The 18,032-nt window shown below is 53.3% G+C and carries 15 protein-coding genes; 11 read left to right on the forward strand and 4 right to left on the reverse strand.

Features of this window, described 5'->3' with window-relative positions; all coding sequences use genetic code 11:
- Positions 1-51: 51 nt before the first annotated feature.
- Both HMPREF0576_RS01190 and pta read right to left on the reverse strand, forming a co-directional pair.
- Positions 52-1,239, reverse strand: coding sequence for an acetate/propionate family kinase (locus HMPREF0576_RS01190; RefSeq protein WP_004009955.1), 1,188 nt, complete (start codon positions 1,237-1,239; stop codon positions 52-54).
- A gap of 58 nt (positions 1,240-1,297) precedes the next feature.
- Positions 1,298-2,287 (reverse strand): phosphate acetyltransferase, encoded by a 990-nt coding sequence (pta, locus tag HMPREF0576_RS01195; protein ID WP_245527294.1) that lies wholly within the window; start codon positions 2,285-2,287, stop codon positions 1,298-1,300.
- Between the two features lie 203 nt (positions 2,288-2,490).
- Between pta and gnpA the strand changes: the two genes are divergently transcribed.
- From gnpA to HMPREF0576_RS01220, 5 genes are all read left to right on the forward strand, one after another.
- On the forward strand, positions 2,491-4,743 hold the full coding sequence (gene gnpA / locus HMPREF0576_RS01200) for a 1,3-beta-galactosyl-N-acetylhexosamine phosphorylase (protein WP_004010375.1): 2,253 nt from the start codon (positions 2,491-2,493) through the stop codon (positions 4,741-4,743).
- 104 nt (positions 4,744-4,847) lie between these two features.
- Positions 4,848-6,164, forward strand: a complete 1,317-nt coding sequence (locus HMPREF0576_RS01205) for an ABC transporter substrate-binding protein (protein WP_004008223.1) — start codon at positions 4,848-4,850, stop codon at positions 6,162-6,164.
- Between the two features lie 116 nt (positions 6,165-6,280).
- Positions 6,281-7,300, forward strand: coding sequence for a carbohydrate ABC transporter permease (locus tag HMPREF0576_RS01210; RefSeq protein WP_004009952.1), 1,020 nt, complete (start codon positions 6,281-6,283; stop codon positions 7,298-7,300).
- Positions 7,293-8,261 carry a carbohydrate ABC transporter permease gene (locus HMPREF0576_RS01215; protein WP_004009951.1) on the forward strand — a complete coding sequence of 323 codons (969 nt, stop codon included), beginning with the start codon at positions 7,293-7,295 and terminating at the stop codon, positions 8,259-8,261. Before HMPREF0576_RS01210 ends, HMPREF0576_RS01215 begins: the two co-directional genes overlap by 8 nt.
- 72 nt (positions 8,262-8,333) lie before the next feature.
- A complete protein-coding gene (locus tag HMPREF0576_RS01220; protein ID WP_004010376.1) occupies positions 8,334-9,851 on the forward strand; it encodes a family 20 glycosylhydrolase in 1,518 nt (505 codons plus the stop codon).
- 29 nt (positions 9,852-9,880) lie between these two features.
- Here the strand turns inward: HMPREF0576_RS01220 and HMPREF0576_RS01225 are convergent, their stop codons facing one another.
- On the reverse strand, positions 9,881-10,633 hold the full coding sequence (locus HMPREF0576_RS01225; RefSeq protein ID WP_004009949.1) for a GntR family transcriptional regulator: 753 nt from the start codon (positions 10,631-10,633) through the stop codon (positions 9,881-9,883).
- 176 nt (positions 10,634-10,809) lie between these two features.
- Here HMPREF0576_RS01225 and guaA point away from each other — a divergent pair, with 176 nt between their 5' ends.
- A complete protein-coding gene (gene guaA, locus HMPREF0576_RS01230) occupies positions 10,810-12,396 on the forward strand; it encodes a glutamine-hydrolyzing GMP synthase (RefSeq protein WP_004010377.1) in 1,587 nt (528 codons plus the stop codon).
- Positions 12,397-12,573: 177 nt separating this feature from the next.
- On the opposite strand, the gene HMPREF0576_RS01235 is transcribed toward guaA, so the two are convergent.
- Positions 12,574-13,131 carry a helix-turn-helix domain-containing protein gene (locus tag HMPREF0576_RS01235; RefSeq protein ID WP_004010378.1) on the reverse strand — a complete coding sequence of 186 codons (558 nt, stop codon included), beginning with the start codon at positions 13,129-13,131 and terminating at the stop codon, positions 12,574-12,576.
- Between the two features lie 157 nt (positions 13,132-13,288).
- Here HMPREF0576_RS01235 and HMPREF0576_RS01240 point away from each other — a divergent pair, with 157 nt between their 5' ends.
- The 5 genes from HMPREF0576_RS01240 to HMPREF0576_RS01260 all read left to right on the forward strand — a co-directional run bounded on the left by HMPREF0576_RS01240 (position 13,289) and on the right by HMPREF0576_RS01260 (position 17,692).
- On the forward strand, positions 13,289-13,486 hold the full coding sequence (locus tag HMPREF0576_RS01240; RefSeq protein WP_425357316.1) for a hypothetical protein: 198 nt from the start codon (positions 13,289-13,291) through the stop codon (positions 13,484-13,486).
- 13 nt (positions 13,487-13,499) lie between these two features.
- The gene (locus tag HMPREF0576_RS01245) at positions 13,500-14,576 is read left to right on the forward strand and encodes a site-specific integrase (protein ID WP_004010380.1); all 1,077 of its coding nucleotides are present in this window, start codon (positions 13,500-13,502) and stop codon (positions 14,574-14,576) included.
- A gap of 3 nt (positions 14,577-14,579) precedes the next feature.
- Positions 14,580-14,900 carry a plasmid mobilization protein gene (locus HMPREF0576_RS01250; RefSeq protein WP_004010381.1) on the forward strand — a complete coding sequence of 107 codons (321 nt, stop codon included), beginning with the start codon at positions 14,580-14,582 and terminating at the stop codon, positions 14,898-14,900.
- A 3-nt stretch (positions 14,901-14,903) separates the two neighbouring features.
- Positions 14,904-16,058 (forward strand): helicase RepA family protein, encoded by a 1,155-nt coding sequence (locus tag HMPREF0576_RS01255; protein ID WP_004010382.1) that lies wholly within the window; start codon positions 14,904-14,906, stop codon positions 16,056-16,058.
- 446 nt (positions 16,059-16,504) lie between these two features.
- Complete coding sequence (locus tag HMPREF0576_RS01260) at positions 16,505-17,692, forward strand: plasmid recombination protein (RefSeq protein WP_228275371.1); 1,188 nt, start codon at positions 16,505-16,507, stop codon at positions 17,690-17,692.
- The last annotated feature ends 340 nt before the right edge of the window (positions 17,693-18,032 follow it).

The raw sequence follows: 18,032 nt of genomic DNA on the forward strand, positions 1-18,032 counted from the left end.
TCAGGTTTTCTAAAACAGAATGAACCCCGGCATATCCAGGGCTCACTCCATTTAAATCAAGCGAACCACCTGACGTGCGATGGCGAGCTCCTCGTTGGTGGGTACCACCAGCACCAGCACTTTTGAGTCATCGGTAGAGATGCGCCAAATTGCCTTGGAACGGTCACGGTTTTCGTTGCGTTCGCGGTCAATCTTGACCCCGATGAACTCGAGTTTTTCACACAAGCGCCGCCGGATGCGGTCATCGTTTTCACCAATGCCGGCGGTGAAAGTCAGCACGTCCAAGCCGCCTAACTCAAAAGTGTAGGCACCGATGTACTTCAACAAGCGCTGCTGATAGGTCTGCAAAGCCAGCAGGGCATCGGAATCGCCCTCATCACGGCGTTTCCAGACATCGCGCATATCATTATCGCCGCACATACCTTTCATACCGGATTGCTTGTTAAACAGGGTGTCGACTTCATCCACGCTCATTCCTTTGCGCAGCAGGTGGAACACCACAGCGGGGTCAATATCGCCGGTACGGCTGCCCATGACCAGACCCTCCAGTGGCGTCAAACCCATAGAAGTGTCCATGGGCAGGCGCCCCAGTTCTGCGCAAGCGGACGCACCATTTCCCAGATGCAGGGTGATTTGTTTGACTGTGTCGTCGCCCAGGTAGTCACAGACTTTGTTGGCTACAAATTCATGGGAGGTACCGTGAGCGCCATAGCGACGGATACGGTAGTCATGCGCCACCTGCTTGTTGAGGGCGTAGCTGCGGGATTTTTCAGGCAGACCGGCAAAGTATGCGGTATCAAAAACAGCTACGTGGGGCAGGTCGGACCACAGTTCCATAGCGGTGTCGATGCCGATGAGGTGGGCGGGATTGTGCAAAGGCGCCAAGTCGCACAGTTCCTCAATCTTGGCGCGGACATCATCGTTCACGATAGCCGGTCCTTTGAAATGCCAGCCACCTTGTACGATACGGTGACCAAAACCGGATAAATCTACGTGTTGCAAGTCAGGCCCGTGGGATGCGAACATCTCGATAATCTGGGTCAAGGCTTCCTTGTGACTCGGAAGGGGCAGTGCCGCGCTGAACTTGCTGGCATGGACTTCGTGGGTAACTTCCCCTCGATCGGTGCCGATGCGTTCCGCTTGACCTTTGGCCAGCACGTCACCGCTGACGGGTTCGATTAGCTGGTACTTCAGGGAGGACGAGCCGGAGTTAATCACAAAAATGGTTTGGTGGCGCATAATGATTGTTCCTTTTTCTCTTCACAAGGGCGTTCGTGGGGTTTCTTCCCGCGGGAGCCTAACCTTGGGCTTGGATAGCAGTAATGACGATGGTGTTGCTGATGTCATCCACGGTGGCTCCGCGTGACAAGTCGTTGACCGGGGCGTTTAGTCCTTGCAAGATAGGTCCCACCGCCAGCGCGCCACTGGTGCGCTGCACTGCTTTGTAGGTGATGTTTCCGGAGTTCAAATCGGGGAAGATAAACGTGTTTGCTTGTCCGGCAACGGGGGAGTGCGGAGCTTTCTGGGCAGCCACGGACCCGACTACTGCGGCATCAAACTGGAGCGGACCGTCGATGGACAACTCGGGGGCTACCGCACGGGCTTTTGCCGTCGCCTCCCGGACCAGGTCAACCAGCGGACCTGAACCGGAGTCAAGCGTGGAATAGGACAGCATGGCAACTTTCGGTTCCAAGCCAAACTGGGCCGCAGTCTTTGCGGAAACCACCGCAATGTCTGCCAGCTGGGCGGCATCCGGTGAAATCGTCACTGCACAATCTGCATATAGGTCAAAATGATCGTCAAAAACCATGAGGAACGCCCCCGAAACCAGTTTCACGCCGGGCTGGGTCTTAATGAGTTGCAGCGCGGGACGAATGGTGTGGGCGGTAGTGTGAGCCGCTCCTGAAACCATGCCATCGGCATCCCCGCAGACAATCATCATGGTGCCAAAGAAAGAAACATCTTTTAGAGTCTCCCGCGCAGTGGCTTCGTCCATACCCTTATGCGAGCGCAGTTCCACCAGCTTGGCGGTGTATCGTGCCAGCTTTTCGTCATCGTGGAGACTAACTATTTCAGCCGCGTCCAGGTCTAGGTGCAGTCGTTTGGCAGATTGTGCGATTTGTTCCGTTTCTCCTAGGAACACAATGTCCGCGGCGCCGGTTTGCAAGACTCGAGCGCCAGCTTGCAGCACGCGATCATCGTCTGATTCCGGTAACACGATGCGTTTTCGACTGCCCGCAGCTTTTTTAGTCAAGCCGTTGAGGAATAAGGTTTTGAAGTCGCTCACGTCCAGCTCCAATTCTTTAGTCAGGGTTTGGAAACCACCGGTGGGATTAGACTAAGTCTAGAGATAATCCTACTAACGTTTTCCCAGACAGATTTAAATCCGGTATTGGTAATCCGTTGAAAACCTGACCGGTTTGCGGTCTTGGGGTGTAGCCTTAGTAAAAATTTTGCTCAGCGGGATGACAATTTCAGAAAGGAATCCGTATGTCCGGTCGCGTTACTCTGCCCATTGAAAATGGAATGGACGATGAAATCCGTCAGATAGCCAGGCTTTGGGGGGCTGATGCGGTACGCAACTCGGACGGAACCAAGTTGCCCCCCATCACTTCTGAATTGGGGGCGAAAGTATATGAAACCTATTTCGTGGGGCGCGGAGATAATGATTGGGCTGCTGCTCATCCCCAGGACAGGCCACAAATTTTCCTGATGAGTCAGCGTTGCCCGGCCCTGGGTGAGGAACCGCTGCGTATCTCTGTCATGGACGGTTACCTGGATAAACAGGTCGAGCCGGATATTCAAGCTGACCTCCAGCGCTACTGGCAAGTAATCGATCGCACCACCGGGGAAACCCTCCCTTCTGAAAAGTGGAGTCTGACAGGAAAGGGAGCGGACACCCAGGTGTGTATCGCAAAGCCCGCAGCAGGTCACGTCTATACGGTAGATTTCCTAGCTTGGCAAAACTGGGATCCGGTGCAAATGTATAACTACATCACGAATCACTGGGAAGACGATCCGCAGCGGATACGCGAGCAACCTTATGACATCCGTAATCCCGAAACTTGGGAATATGCCCAAGCCCACATGGACAAATGGCTAAAGGACCATCCGCACGTGGACGTGGTGAGATTTACGACCTTTTTCTATCAATTCACATTGGTATTTAACAATCGAGAAAAAGAAAAAATGGTCGACTGGTTTGGCTATCTCGGTTCCGTAACAAAGTTAGCGCTGGCTGAATTTGAATCTAAATATGGGTATGCGCTGACTCCGGAGGATTTCGTTGATGAGGGTTACTATAACTCGCCTTTCCGGCTTCCTCGCTTGCCATTCCTCAATTGGATGGAGTTTTTAGGTGAATTCGTCACGGAGCGGGCGCGCATTATGGTGGACAAAGCTCACCAGTCTGGTAAAGAAGCCATGATGTTTCTGGGCGATCACTGGATTGGAACCGAACCCTACGGGGATGAATTCCCTTCCATAGGTTTGGACGCCGTCGTTGGCTCGGTGGGGTCAGCGGCGACATGTCGGATGATTTCTGATATTCCGGGGGTGAAATACCACGAGGGGCGTTTCCTGCCGTATTTTTTCCCGGATGTGTTTTTCGAGGGAGCCGACCCGGTGCCCGAGCTAGAGGCGCGTTGGTCCCAAGCTCGTCGCGCGATTGTGCGTAATCCTTTGGATCGCATGGGATACGGTGGCTACCTGTCCCTGCCCGTGAAATTCCCTAAGTTTGTCCAGAGAGTCTCAGAAATCACCGATGAATTCCGTTCTCTCCACGAGGTCAGCGGGGGTGCGAGACCGGCAGTGTCCACGATTAAAGTGGCGGTATTAAATGCTTGGGGAAAAAAGCGCTCCTGGATGACGTCGATGGTGGCTCATGCCAAGCCGTATTTCCAAACTTATGCCTACGAAGGTGTGCTGGAATCACTGGCAGGACTGCCGTTCACGGTGAGTTTTATTAACTTTGATGATGTGTCGCGCGGAGCCCTCGCGGATGTTGATGTGCTCATCAATGCCGGTCAGGCAAACACAGCATTTTCTGGGGGAGATTACTGGGCTAAACCTGATATTTCGGCGCGAATTCGTGAGTTTGTAGCTGGTGGCGGCGGTTTTATCGGAGTCGGTCAGCCCAGTGCCTGTTTCGTTGAGGGGAGTGGAGCGTTCTTCCAGTTGAGCGACGTTTTGGGGGTGGATCAGGAAGTTGGTTGGACGCTGTCTACGGACAGGTACGTTAACGTAGCCGAAAGTCACTTTATTATCGAGGGATTTGACGCCCTGGAACAACGCAGTCGGGGTAGGGGATTAAAGGAGATTAACGTCCTTGAAGTGGAGTCGCAGCTCCAGCCCGGACGGGAACAAGCGCTGCTCGATATTGGTCCCGGAGTGGGGAGCATCATTCCTACCGGTGGTCAGGTATTGCAATTTATCGACGGTTCGGTTGACTTGAGTGTTCACGAATATGGCAAAGGTCGGTCGGTTTACTTTGCGGGGCTCCCCTACAACAGTGTGAACTCACGGTTATTGCATCGTGCAATTTATTGGGCAGGTCACGCGGAGGAACGCCTTACGGAGAACTATTTTGCGGATCGACCAGAGGTAGAGGTGGCTTTCTACCCGGAGGCTCACAAGGCTTTTGTCTATAACAACTCTGACACTGCACAGAGTGTCAATGTGAGAGGACCGAAGCCTTTCCAAGTAACTTTAGGGGCACGAGAATCCCGTTGGGAAACTGTCTGAAATAATTTAGAAAACCCTCCCCAAGGTGGAAAAAACTGTGGTTGTATTTAACGTGTGGTTTCCTTAAACCATGCTCATAAATAACCGAGGAAGGTAGATTAAACATGCAATTAACGTCTAAACTGCGTTTTGCTGCGATTTTTGCGGGCGTTGGGGCACTAGCTTTGACCGGCCTGACTGCGTGCTCTGATGGAGGCAAGGGGGGCGATACGGGTGCTTCCGGTAAGCCGGTGACGATTAAATACCTGCACCGTTTGCCTGACGGGGAAGGCATGACCAAAGTCGACGAGGTAGTCGCGCAATGGAATAAAGATAACCCGGATATTCAGGTCGAAGCTGTTAAATTCGATGGTAAAGCTCAAGAGCTGATTAAGAAACTTGAGACTGACGTGAAAGCAGGCACGGCGCCGTGTCTGGCACAGGTCGGTTATGCAGATTTAGCTGAAGTTTATGTGAAACAGCTGGTAGAGGATGTTTCCGGAGAAATCGATAAGTACCGCGATAAATTTGCCGCTGGTCCGCTGGATTCCATGAGTATTGATGGAAAGTATTTTGGACTGCCTCAGGACACCGGTCCGCTGGTGTACTACTACAACAAGGCAGCCTTTGATGAACTAGGTTTGACTGTCCCCACTACCGCCGACGAGTTCGTGGAGACTGCCAAGAAAGCTGCTGAAAAGGGCAAGTTCATTGTGGACTTCCAGACCGATGAGGCCGGTAATATGCTTCCGGCGCTGAGCGCCGCTGCCGGCGATCAGTGGTTCAAGGTCGACGGTGATGCGTGGAAGATTGATACTGCTGGAGCTGGCTCCTCGAAGGTGGCTGACTTCTGGCAGAAACTCCTTGACGCGAAAGCGACGGCTACCGTGCAGCGTTGGGATGAAGAATCCTGGAAGGCAGCTTTGAACAACAACCTGATTGGCACCATCGGAGCGGCTTGGGAAGCTCCGCTGCTGGCAGGCGACATGGCTGGCACTCCGAACGAAGGCAAGTGGGCAGTAGCTCAACTTCCGAAATTTGGGGATGAGGCTGCGTCCGGTCCTGACGGTGGTTCCGGTGTGGCTGTGGTCAAGGGATGCGCTGCCCCAGCAGAAGCTATGAAGTTCAACGCTTGGTTCAACACGCAGATTGATGCTCTGGTTTCTCAAGGTCTGGTAGTCGCCGCCAAGGGCACCATGACTACCCCCGAAAAGGTTTCCGCATTCTACGGAGGTCAGGATGTGTTCGCAGAGCTGGCCAAAGCTAACAGTGCGATGAAACCCTTCACCTACATTCCGGGTTGGTCGGCAGTACAGGCAAACGCTGAAGTTGCTGCTAAGGCTGCGGATGGTTCCGGTAAAGTGGCTGATATCTTCAGCTGGAACGCGGATACCGCCAAGTCTACGTTGAGCAATCTGAATTTGAAGGTTTCTGAAAAGTAGCGTGTTTTGTTCCCAACGGAACAAAAGCGAAAATTTTGAGTCATGGGTGTTCACTGAGCAGTTAGTTTCAGCGAACACCCATGACTCTGTTCGAACCAAATTGATGGGGAACCAGAATGGAAAAACAAGTTGAGGAAACAACATCAGCACCGCTGACGAGACCGGAAAAACAATCGTCTCTGTCTAGAGAGTCTCGGAGTGCGGGGAATACACGGCGAAAGACATCACCGCAGGCTAAAATCCAAATTCGTGCGGGTTGGGCTTTTTTAGCTCCTTTTGTAATTTTATTTGTTCTGGTATTCCTGGTTCCCATTCTGGTATCGATATACTCCAGTTTTTTTCAGCTCAAGACTACCGGTGGGGGTGCGTACGGTGGGGGCGAGTCTGCTAACACATTTGTAGGACTGCAAAACTATCAGTACGTCATCACCTCTCATGATTTTTGGATGGGAATTGGTCGCGTCATCCTCTATACGTGTCTGCAAGTTCCAGTAATGATTATTGCTGCCTTGGTTCTGGCGCTGGTGCTGGATTCATTCTTAGTGAGACATGCGACGATATATCGATTAGGTTATTTTCTGCCTTTTGCCATCCCCGGTGTCGTGGCGGCAATGATATGGCTCTACCTGTATAACACGGAGGTTTCTCCCCTGGTGAAGGGCTTAGCGGCAATAGGGATTAACGTCAATTTTCTGAGCCGGAACGTCGTGTTAGCTTCTATGGCAAACATGACGACCTGGACCTATACCGGATATAACATGCTGATTTTTTTGGCAGCGCTCCAGGCAATCCCGCAGGAACTCTCTGAAGCGGCGCGTATTGATGGCGCCAGCGGGCTGCAAATTATGACTCGAATAAAGATGCCTCTGCTGCGACCAGCGGCGCTGTTGGCGGTCTTGCTCTCTATCGTGGGTACTATACAGCTATTCAACGAGCCAACAGTCATCAGCTCGACCCAAACTTGGATGGGTAAAGCCTATACGCCCATGATGATGGCATATAACACCACTATGGGAACTTTAACTCCCAGCGGAGATGGACCTGGCTCTGCGGTGGCGATTGTCATGGCGCTCATTGCCGGTGTGTTGGCAGTGGGATACTTCTTTGTCGATCGAAAGGTGGGCGGAAATGATTAAGAATCGTAATTCTAAACTTTCACATATGGTGACTGAGCATTCTCCGCAAGGCTTCGACTACATTCCGTCTCGAGAAGGAATGCCGCCTCGGGCTATTGCTCCCTCCATGATTTCCCGCGGAATTACCGCCTTTATGCTGATTCTGGTACTCCTTTATTTCATATTCCCGGTCTATTGGGTCATCATCTCAGCCACAAAAACTAACGCAGAGTTGGCTAACACGTTTGGATTGTGGTTTGCGACGCATGGTGAGGACACTGAGAGTAAAAGTCTCATCGAGGCGATTGGTGTCAATTACGACAAGTTAATGAGCTGGACTCGAGGCAATTTCTGGCGCTGGGTAGTGAACTCTTTGCTTTATTCCACAGCCTCAGCCGCAATCGGAACTCTGATTTCTGTTATGGCGGGGTATTCCTTGGCTAAGTTCACTTTCCCCGGAAAGAACTTGTCTACGGGTATCATCATGGCGGGATTGTTAATGCCTGCCGCGCTTTTGACGGTTCCGATGTATATCGTCTTTTTACATCTGGGGATTTCTAACACAATGGCATCCATTATCGTGCCGTGCTGTGTGTCCCCGTTCGGAGTTTTCCTGGGACGAGTTTACGCGCAAACTTCGGTTCCCACCGAACTAATCGAAGCTGCACGTATTGATGGTGCTTCGGAAGCGCGCATTTTCTTTACCATAGTATTGCGCATCCTTGCCCCCGCTATGGTCACGATTTTCTTGTTCATCTTTGTGGCTTGCTGGAACAACTTTCTGCTGCCTTTGATGATGATTTCGACCGATACTCTGAAACCGGTCACTTTAGGGCTGTACGGCATGATGAGTTACTTTAACCCAGAAAAAGGCGCCGTTATGATGGGTGCTCTGTTCGGGGTAATCCCGCTGATTATCCTGTTCTTAGGTCTGCAAAAGTACTGGCAATCCGGGCTAGCTGCCGGTTCGGTCAAAGGTTGATTTTCGTTCCTTACCTACCGCGGTGACTACTATCTAAGGTTCAGAACTTTCACAAGAGGTGGCGAGAACAACATGACTTTTGCTTTCCCGGAGCGTGGCGTAACTTTGTGTGCTTCACAAGTTGGTATTTCGATAGAATTTATTGAGGCTCTGCTGGAGCGGATGCACGAACTCGAACTAAACACGCTAATTTGGGAGCTGAAACTGAAATCACCGCGTTGGGAACGCGCGAATACCTGGCATTATTACACATCATCGCAAGTATCGCAGATATTAGCGTTAGCGCAACGCCTCGGGATTGAAGTTATTCCCGAGGTGAATGCGCCCGGGCATATGGGAATTTGGCTAGAAAACTATCCGCAATATGCCCTGCGGCGACCCGATGGAAGTGTAGACCCGGAGGGTAGATTAGATATTACCAATCCGCAAGCAATTGAGTTCTATCTCCGGATAGTCGCTGAATACCTGCGTATTTTCCCCAGTCGTTGGTGGCATATGGGCGCAGATGAATACATGATTCACGATTCCTTCGCTAACTATCCGTACCTCGCGGAATACGCCCACCAGACCTTCGGACCCGATGCTAGTGAATACGATGTTTTTAACTCTTTTGTTAATCAAGTTAACCAGTTTGTAAAAGGGCAGGGCAGGCGTTTACGAACCTGGAACGATGGAGTACACGAAACTTCCGTGGTGCATCTAGATACCGATATTTTGATTGAATACTGGAAAGACGAAGGTCTGCGGATCGCAGATTTTAGACAGCGGGGACACGAGGTCATTAATAACAGCGAGGTTCTATATTGGTCCAGATCTCATCCCCCGTATCGAGTCGACGCCCCCGCCCTGTGGGAAAGCAACTGGGATGCCCGCACTTTTATCGGCAATCAATACCTCTCCGACCCACCACGGGACGGTGCAGGCAGGCAGCGAGGCTTGCGAGTTTCAATCTGGCCTGATGAATCCTATCGGCAAACCGAGCATGAGGTTTGGGAAGCCATTCAAGATTCCTTGATGCTGGTCGCGGAGCTGGGTAAAGACGGCACCAAATGCAATCATGATTGGCGCGCCGTCCGGATGAGTTATCCACCTGTGCCCACAATCGCGAACAGTACCGTGTCTCCCGGTCTGTATGAGATACCTGGACTGGACGCGGTAGGAAAGGGGCCCTGGCGAGTCCAGCACACGCCAGACGGATATTGCACCCTCGCGGATACAGCTTGCGGAAAGAACTTGACCTTGAAAGACGGGCAAAAGCATTTGGGTGTGGTTACCCAAGCCGGGGCGCGACCGTCGCTGGAGCCCCCAGCTGACATGTCCGTGAGTTGGCCTGCAGGATGGGATGAAGCTGAAAGCCGAAACACTCAAAAATGGATAATCAGCGCTGCAATTTTCACAGATAACCCAAACCTATCCCAGACTGATGAAGTTTTTTGCATAAAACCTGCCCTAACCGGTCAAATCCTAACCCACACTTGTGAAGGCGTGGCACAGTGGCCCTTCGACAGCCTACAGGGCGAGGGCACGTTCACCCTCCGTAAAGTAACGCTCTCGACAGTCGATAAAAAACCCAGCTCTGACATCATTTGATGCCAGAGCGAAGAAGGGGTTCGAAGAATCTAGTGTGCGAAGAGTGTGTTCTTCAGGGCAAAGCGGTCTGCCCGGAACAGATATTCGCCATAGGCGGCAATCTTTCCGGATTCGTCATAAGAGACATTTTGGATGCTCAGCACCGTGGAACTCGCAGGAATCCTCAGGAGCTGAGCCTCTGGACCACTGGCCTTACGGGCAGACACCGCTTGACGAGCCATTGTCACGACAACGCCACGCTCGGCTAGGGCACTTTCAAATGAATCACGTTCTAAGGCGGTGGCAGCCGGAGCAATAGAGGAACGAATCATGTCAAACATGAGTCCCGCGGGCTGCCGATCAATCATGCGCAGGCGACGGATAGTGGTTACGTTGGTGCCTGGAGCCACCTCCAGTTTCGCACTGACTTCCTGGTTAGCTGGGGAGGCGCCGTAAGACAAAACTTCCGTAGACGGCTTGTGCCCGTCCGCCTTCATCTGGTCAAAGATGGTGGAGAGGGCATTGGGGCGATGCACTCGGGTCGGAGCTACCTGAGTGCCGACACCACGGCGACGCACCAGCAGTCCATGGTCACCCAGCTGCTGGAGGGCTCGACGAGCAGTAGGGCGAGAGACATTGAGGCGTCGTGCCATGGAAAGCTCATCTTCCAAGCGCGTACCGGGGGTAAGCTGACCAGAAAGAATCAATTCTTCAATCGGCTGAGCTATCTGATGGTAGAGCGGAACTGGGGAGTTGCGATCCAGTCGAACGTCAGCTTCGAAGTAAGTTGGTACCTGACTCATGGCGGGTCTCCTTTCCCTTATGTCATTGGTCTATCCTTTGACCCTACATATTATTGTATCGACAATTAATGCCTATACATTAGCGAAAACCGTTGAAATATCAACGAAATATCCCTGAATAAAGTCTGGGAAATTCGGAGTCAATTTATAGCGAAGAAATGTTTTAGGATTAACCCATGGCTGAAAACTTGCAACACGGTAAACCCGTAGGACCTGTCTTAGTTGTCGACTTTGGTGCGCAATATGCCCAACTTATTGCGCGCCGAGTTCGCGAGGCGAAAGTTTACTCGGAAATTGTGGGACATAACCTGACCGCCCGGGAAATATTGGATAAACAGCCTTCAGCCATCATTCTCTCAGGTGGACCGTCCTCTGTTTATGCTCCGGGGGCTCCGACCTTTGACCCGGCAGTTTTTCAGGCAAATGTGCCGGTACTGGGCATTTGCTACGGGTTTCAGGTCATGGCACAAGCCCTGGGGGGCACTGTTAGCCCTACCGGAACTTCCGAGTACGGTCGAACCAACTTGGAAGTGACCCCGGACAGCCGGCTGCTGGAAGGAACCCCTTCTGAACAGGTGGTTTGGATGAGTCATGGGGATGCGGTTTCGGCTGCTCCCAGCGATTTTCAAGTTACCGCAGCGACGGATGATACAAAGGTAGCAGCCTTTGAGAATCCTGAACGAGGGCTGTATGGAGTGCAGTGGCATCCCGAAGTTCGTCACAGCGCCTACGGTCAACGGCTCCTGGAGCATTTTTTGCATGACATAGTCGGGCTGGATCCTGTGTGGACGCCACAATCTATCATCGACACACAGGTGGAGGAGATTCGCCAGCGCGTGGGCGATGCCCAGGTTATCTGCGGATTGTCTGGCGGGGTGGATTCTTCCGTGGCGGCTGCCCTGGTTCATAAGGCCATTGGCGACCAGCTGACCTGCATTTTCGTTGACCACGGTTTGCTGCGTGCGGGGGAGCGTGAGCAGGTGGAGCGGGACTATGCCGCCAACATGGGGATTCGCGTGAAATACGTAGACGAGTCCGCCCGCTTCTTGGGGGCACTGGCGGGAGTGAGCGAGCCAGAAAAGAAACGCAAGATTATCGGACGCGAGTTTATCCGGTCTTTTGAAGCGGCTCAGCGCGAGGTCGTGGCTGAGGTTGGCGCCAGTGGTGGGGAAGTGAAGTTCCTGGTCCAAGGCACTTTGTATCCTGACGTGGTGGAATCGGGCGGAGGCAGTGGCACGGCTAATATCAAGTCGCATCACAATGTGGGCGGATTGCCCGAGGATTTGAAGTTCGAGCTCATCGAGCCGCTGCGCAAACTGTTTAAAGACGAAGTCCGCGAGTTGGGGCGCCAGTTGGGCCTGCCCGATGTCATCGTGAATCGCCAGCCCTTCCCCGGTCCGGGCCTGGCCATTCGTATTATCGGAGAGGTCAACGAGGAACGCCTGCGGATTTTGCGGGCGGCGGACTTGATTGTGCGCAAGGAGCTGAGCGCGGCCGGGCTGGACACGGAGATTTGGCAGTGTCCCGTGGTTTTGCTCGCCGACGTGCGTTCGGTGGGGGTGCAGGGTGACGGGCGCACCTACGGACACCCGATTGTGTTGCGTCCGGTTTCCTCAGAAGACGCGATGACCGCGGACTGGTCGCGTTTGGATTGGGACTTGGTGGCGCGGATTTCTAACCTAATCACCAACCAAGTTCCCGAAATTAACCGCGTGGTGCTGGACTGCACGTCCAAGCCGCCGGGGACCATCGAGTGGGAATGACGCTCGAAACGGCGAAAACCCGCATGAATACAGGCTTTTTTGCCCGTCCATACTGCTCTTGATACTGGATTGATACTATTTGTGTCCGCCCGGTATTCTCAAGAGAAAAATCCCAAAAGGACAAGCAAAACCGCCCTGCTGAACGACAAATTCAGCAGGGCGGTTTTTTTGCTTGTCTTATTTATTTTTCCGCCAAGGGATATAATATTCGCTTTCCAGGCCATCGTCGCAGGTATGGGGCCAGTTGAGTTTCCATTCAAAATACTCTTCCCTGGTGATCTCCCCGGCGTGTAACTCCTGCTGACGAAAAAGCCATTCCCGCATGAACTCGTCCACAAGGCCATACTGGAAGTACATACCCACGGGAGGGTGTGCGGGCCAGTCATCGCTATCATTGTACCGTACAGCGGTATCATCAGCGGCCCCTGCTCTGCCCGGATTGCGGACAAGTTGGAACAGGCGGATAGCGCCAGGGCTGTCCTCGTCCAGCCAGAAGAATGTCCGCATGAAGTCCTCGGCAGAGCCGGGGGCGATGGTGTAGAAGTTCTGGCGGTCTACCCGCAGCGCCTCGGCCATCTTGTCCAGCAGTTCCCGTTTCGGAACACGGTAATTCGTCTCATACTGGGCGATCCGGTTGTCCGCTCCCTTTTCCTCAAAGCCGATAGCAAGCCCCAATTCCTTTTGTGTCATGCCTCGAAAGGTGCGGATTTTCTTTATCTTGTCTCCGACTGTCATAATATCCCACCGCCTTTGCCAATAGTATAGCGCAAAAAAGCGAAAGATGCAAGATAATCTTTAACAAAAATGCGAAATAAATTCTTGACATTAACACTTATGTTAATGTATAATGAAGATGGTGACATTAACATATTTGCGAAACTAAAATAAGGAGGTGCTGACCATGGAAAAGGAGCTGTTTGTGAGAGCAGAGGAGGTCGCCAGGGAGCTGGGCATTTCCAAGCCCTACGCCTACAAGCTGGTGCGGGAGATGAACGAGGAGCTGAAGAAAAAAGGCTTTCTCACCATTCCCGGACGGGTAAGCAGGCGCTACTTCGAGGAAAAATTCTATGGGCTGCGGGACAGACAATAAGGAGGGAACCACAATGCCGGCATACAAAGACAAGGCAAAGGGCACATGGTATGCGTCCTTTTACTACGAGGACTGGACGGGCAAGAAAGTAAAGAAAATGAAACGGGGCTTTCCCACCAAGCGGGAGGCTCTGGAGTGGGAGCGGACATTCCTGCAACAACAGACCGCCGACCTGGAAATGACCTTTGAAAACTTCGTGGCTGTCTATGTGGCGGACATGAAAGGCCGTATCAAGGAAAACACCTGGGGGACGAAAGAGCATATCCTCTACAAGAAGTTGGTGCCGTACTTCGGCAAGCGGAAGATGTGCGACATTCACTCCAAGGAGGTCATCGCCTGGCAGAATGAAATGCTGGGTTACCGGGACAAGAACGGCAAGCCCTACTCTCCGGTGTACTTAAAAACGCTGCACAATCAGTTGAGCGCCGTGTTCAACCATGCGGTACGGCACTACAATCTAAAGGTCAATCCCGCTGCCCAGGCGGGCAATATGGGAAAGCCAAAGGGACGGGAAATGCTGTTCTGGACAAAGGCGGAGTATCTGAAATTCGCCGAGGCCATGATGGACAAGCCCCTTTCCTATTACGCCTTTGAAATGCTCTACTGGTGCGGCGTCCGGGAGGGGGAGCTGCTGGCCCTCACTCCTGGCGACTTCGACTTTGAGAAACAGACCGTCACCATCTCCAAGTCCTACCAGCGGATTAAGGGCAAGGATGTGATTACCGACCCCAAGACCCCTAAGAGCAACCGGGTCATTCAAATGCCCGCTTTCCTCTGTGAAGAAATGCGAGACTATATCAAGAGCCTGTATGGGGTGAAGCCCACCGACCGCATTTTCACGGTGACAAAATCCTACCTCCACCGGGAGATGGACAGGGGTGCGAAAGAGGCCGGGGTAAAGCGGATCAGAATACACGACCTGAGGCACTCCCACATTTCGCTGCTCATTGACATGGGCTTTACGGCCCTGGCAATCGCTGACCGGGTGGGACATGAAAGCATTGATATTACCTACCGCTACGCCCACCTGTTCCCCACCCGGCAGGCGGAGATGGCGGACAAACTGGACATGGAGCGAAAGGGGGCCTAAATCATGTCAGTGAAAAATCTTGACCGACACAACCGCTGGAGAAACAAAACTGTGGCTTTCCGGGTGTCCCCGGATGAGGACAGGGAAATTGAAACCGCTGTGCGGCTCTCCGGCCTTACCAAACAGGACTACATCACCCGACGGCTGCTGTGCCGGGATGTGGTGGTACAGGGCAACCCCAGGGTGTATAAGGCCCTGCGGAACGAGCTGGCCGCCGTTCTGGAAGAACTGGAGCGTATCGAGGCCGGGAATGGCGTGGATGGGGAGTTGCTGGACACCATCCGGCTGATCGCCGCCATCATGGACGGCATGAGGGAGGATTGATAGATGGATAGATTGCAAGAGAAAACGACTGCCCCATATCCGCCTGTTGGCGCAGACGGGGGACAGTCGCTCTCACAAAAACCTAACCAAAGTATAGCAGAGGGCGTGACAGAACACAAGCCCCCGGAAAGAGATTTGGAGGAAATCCTGCGGCAGATAAGCCGGGTCAATGACCCGGCCTATCTGCCTACCGTGTCTATGAATGACCTCTACGAACAGGTGTACCCCGGCAGACCTCCTGTGGTAGACGGTCTGCTCTATGCGGGGACATATCTCTTTGTGGGCGCTCCCAAGGTGGGCAAGTCCTTTCTCATGGCCCAGCTTGCCTATCATGTGAGTATGGGCCTTTCCCTGTGGGGGTATGAGGTGCGCCAGGGGACAGTCCTCTATCTGGCCCTGGAGGACAACCACCGTCGCTTACAGGAGCGGTTGTACCGGATGTTTGGAGTAGAGAGTACCGGAAACCTGTTCTTTGCCATCGGAGATAAGCAGCTCGGCGGTGGCCTGGAGGAGCAGCTAAAGGGCTTTGTCCGGGAACACACGGACACCCGGCTTATTATCATCGACACCCTGCAAAAAATCCGGGAGGCCGGGGCAGAGAAGTACAGCTATGCCAACGACTATGAGGTAATCACCAAACTGAAACGGTTTGCCGATATAAGCGGGGTTTGCCTCCTGGTTGTACATCACACCCGCAAGCAGCAGGCCGATGATAAGTTTGATATGATCTCCGGCACCAACGGCTTATTGGGTGCGGCAGACGGGGCCTTTCTGCTCCAAAAGGAGCGGCGGGCAGACAACGCCGCCACCCTGGACATTTCTGGGCGGGATCAGCAAGACCAGCGCCTCTACCTCAAGCGGGACGAGGAACGGCTTGTGTGGGAGCTGGAGCGGCGGGAAACGGAGCTGCGGCAGGAGCCGCCTGACCCGGTGTTGGAGGCTGTTGCCGCCCTGGTAACGGCGGAACGGCCAGAGTGGAGAGGGACGGCCACGGAACTTGTCGCCGCCCTGGGGCTGGATATGAAACCCAATGCCCTGGCTATGCGGCTGAATGTCCGGGCGTGGCGGCTGTCCTATGAGTACCACATCCACTATGAAAGCGCCCGAACCCATGCCGGGCGGAGTATCAAGCTCACGTTGGAGGAACCCCAGGCGTGACGACCGTGACAGCTGTGACAGCTTTTCGGAGTGCGGAGGCGGTGTGTAAAACATCGTCACGGTCGTCACGGCTGTCACGGGGAGCGGGGGCGAAAGTCAAGGGGGGCATACCTGCGGGTGGAGATTGCCGCAAGTCAATACAACCCGTACCCCTTGACTTTCGGCCCACGGAAAACACTTGCCGGGCGGTGGAAAGGCCCCTGGCCTTTCCACCCTGCCCAACGGCGAGTGACAAAGTTTAGGCGGGGTGCAGGGTGCCCTTTTCAAAGGGCGGCCCTGCTGGGGGAGGCAACCGCAGTTGCCGGGGGCAAAGCCCCCACACCACCCCGTAGGGCGCAAATGCGCTTTTGATGGCCGTCAGGCTGTCAAAAGTGCTTTTGCGTTACTTTCGCAGAAAGTAACAAAGGCTCGCCGCTTGCGCGGCGGAAAAGGGAGGAGGGATTGATTTGAAAAGGACAATCAGCGCCATGGTGGGCCAAGGATCGGTGAACCATAACAGTAGAAAATTCCACGCCAAGAACACTGACCCGGAACGCTCCCACTTGAATATAACCTACTGCCAGGAGAATATCAAGGCGGTGTACCATGAACTCTTTGACGAGGCTCTGGAACGGTACAACGCTAAACAAACCAGGGCCGACAGAAGGATAGAGGATTACTATGAGAAGATCCGCTCCGGCAAGCAGGAAAAGCCGTTCCATGAAATCATCCTGCAAGTGGGCAATCGAGATGATATGAGCGCCGACAGCGAGGAGGGACAGCTTGCGGCAGCGGTTTTGGACGAGTACATGAAGGGCTTTCAAGAGCGCAACCCCCAACTCCGGGTGTTCTCTGCCCACCTCCACATGGACGAGGCTACGCCCCATCTGCACATTGACTTTGTACCATTCACCACCGGGAGCAAGCGAGGGCTGGACACGAGGGTATCTTTGAAACAGGCGTTAGCGGCCCAGGGTTTCCAGGGCGGCACCAGAGGGGACACAGAGTGGAGCCAGTGGGTGCGCTCGGAAAAGGAGCAGCTTTCCCTGGTCATGGAGCGCCACGGGATTGAGTGGGAGGACAAAGGCACCCACGACAAGCACTTGTCTGTGCTGGACTACAAGAAAGAGCAGCGGGCAAAGGAGATCGCCGTTCTGGAGACGGTCAAGGCGGAGAAAGAAAACCAGGTGGAGAGCCAGGAACGGCGGCTCAAAGAACTTGCCCCGGCGGTGAAAAATATGGAGCGGTTGGCAGCGGATTTCTCCGCCAATCCGGAGGAGATTTTGCCGGAGCCGGGAACGCTGGAAACAGGCCGGGCCTACCGAGAGAAAAAGGCAAAGCCCCTGCTGGCCCAAATCGTCAAGGTGCTGCGCTCCCTGTATCTGGCCTATGTGGAGCTGCGGGGGAAATTTGAGCGTCTGCAAGGGGACTATGGCCGGGTGAGGGAGAGCAACATCCGCCTGTCTGATCGATTGCAGGAGGTCAAGTTGGAAAACAAGGCCATGCGGCAAGTCTCCGCTGACTATGAGCGGGTCAAAAGGGCCTTTGGCCCAGAACAAGTGGACAGAATATTAGAGGCAGCTTACCAGCAGGAACATGCCGAAAAGGAACGGAAACGGGCCGCAAAGTCAAAAATTCGGATAGACGCACGATAATCACCAAAACCGGAGGGTATTCCAGTGAATACCCTCCGATTTTATTTGTGGAATCGGTAAAATGATTTCTTGTTTTTTAGAGCGTACTATGATATACTGCTATTATCCTGATTTGAGGAGTCTATCAAATATGCGGCAAGGTATTCTTAAATAAAATTTGATAATGGGCGCAAAAATGATTGCCCCTTGCAGGGGCTTGGTTTTTGTACCCAATTTTAAGAATACTTTTGCCTTTTTAGTAAATATCGTGACGGACCGCGGCTTATGTAAGTCGTGTATGTTTCTGTGTGTCCGAAGTCATGATCCCCAGCGGTAAAAGTATTAGCCGCTGGGGATTTTT

This window comes from Mobiluncus holmesii ATCC 35242, from assembly GCF_000185445.1.
Taxonomy (GTDB): domain Bacteria; phylum Actinomycetota; class Actinomycetes; order Actinomycetales; family Actinomycetaceae; genus Mobiluncus; species Mobiluncus curtisii.